This is a genomic window from Treponema sp. UBA7570 (assembly GCA_002477955.1).
GTDB lineage: Bacteria > Spirochaetota > Spirochaetia > Treponematales > Treponemataceae > Treponema_D.
The window spans coordinates 142,545-143,995 of sequence record DLLE01000056.1; the positions used below are offsets into that span (position 1 = coordinate 142,545).

General features: G+C 31.6%; 1 protein-coding gene. It reads right to left on the reverse strand.

What is annotated here, in order from left to right; all coding sequences use genetic code 11:
* A partial coding sequence (locus B4N75_RS07605; protein ID WP_296707050.1) for a hypothetical protein occupies positions 1 to 1,259 on the reverse strand: 1,259 nt, incomplete at its 3' end.
* Positions 1,260 to 1,451 lie beyond the last annotated feature (192 nt).

The following is a 1,451-nucleotide window of genomic DNA, read 5'->3' on the forward strand; positions in this document are numbered from 1 at the left end:
TAATATTTAATTTTTAACGATAAAATCGTACCGCTCAGCAAAATAGTTTTTATTTTTTGTAAATTTTTTGATGACGACAAACCTAAGCTTGAATTTGCGGAACTACTTAATTTTGTTTTTAGTCCATTTTTTGCAGTATCTGTCAAAAGAGGAAGAACAAATAGTCTTGAAAGTCTTAATTCTGGCTCAACGCGCTTTAATTTTAAAATTGTTTTTGCGTTATATGACACGCTTAGTTTTCCGGCAAAGAATCCACAATTTGTAAAATCTGCAAAATCAAAGTCTTTTGAAGCTACAGAACCGTCAAAAAAAATATTTTTCTTATATTTATATGAATAATTTGCATCCGGCTTATTAGCAAAACAATGAAAATAATCTGTATCAAGCCGAACTTTTAAGGACGAACGCTTATATTCATAAGAAAATCCAAGTCCAGCAACATAAAATTTATCGTTCAAATGCCCATAAATCCTTTCGTAAGGAAAAAAGAAATAGTCTTGTGTTTCACTTGTCGCAAGAACCGAACCAAATATCTCTGCATAACAATAAAATAGTTTTATTGAAAGAAAATGCCTAAAATCAATTTTTGTTTCTGACCCCAAAATATCCTTTTCTGCTTTTAATCCAATAAAATTTCCACTGCCTGTTCCCAACTTTTCTTTTATTTCCGTGTTATCTGCCTGAATTTTTGCTTTAATTTTTCCTCCAAAAAACGAAAAATCAAATCCATAAGGAAGCGAAAATTCTGTTTTTTCGAAAAAAAATCTTATATTTTCCGGATGTCCAAAAAAGTAATACAGATCGCCCCAATCAAATCCGCCTTTTCCGGCAAATAATTCGGAAGAAAGTTTTATGCTTTTAGAAAAGCAATAATTTACAGAAGTGTAAAATCCAGCAAAATCTCCGTTTTCCAAAATAAAACGCGGTTTTCCATTTAAAATTTTAGTTTTGCCTGGAATATTTACTCCAAACGCACCTGCAGAAAAATCCAGTTTTTTTAAGCCGATTTTTATTTCTGCATAACCTGAATAAAACTTCCCCTCAAATTTTGACAAATCTGGTTTTGCGCCAAGAAAACCTCCAGAAGCACTTAATTTAGAAAAATAATTTGATTCTGTTTTTAAAGAGCCTTCCGCCGTTGCTCCAAAAACCGGAAAAAACAAATCTCCGGCAAATGAATTCAATTCAAAATTTTGCGACGACAAAAGCGATGAAAAAAAAATTAAAATTGAACAAATAAACGTTTTTTTTAACTTCATAAACACAAAAAAGCCGCAAGACTTTGTGAAGCGAAGTTCATAAAGACAATGCGGCTAAAATTAGACTGAAAAAGATTTTTTAGACACTAAAACATTTTGTTTTCAGCAAAAAATCTTACTTATCAGCTATAAGAGACTTTATATCGTCCGCAATCTCGCCGTCATGGTAGAAGTTGTAGACATAAAGACCAG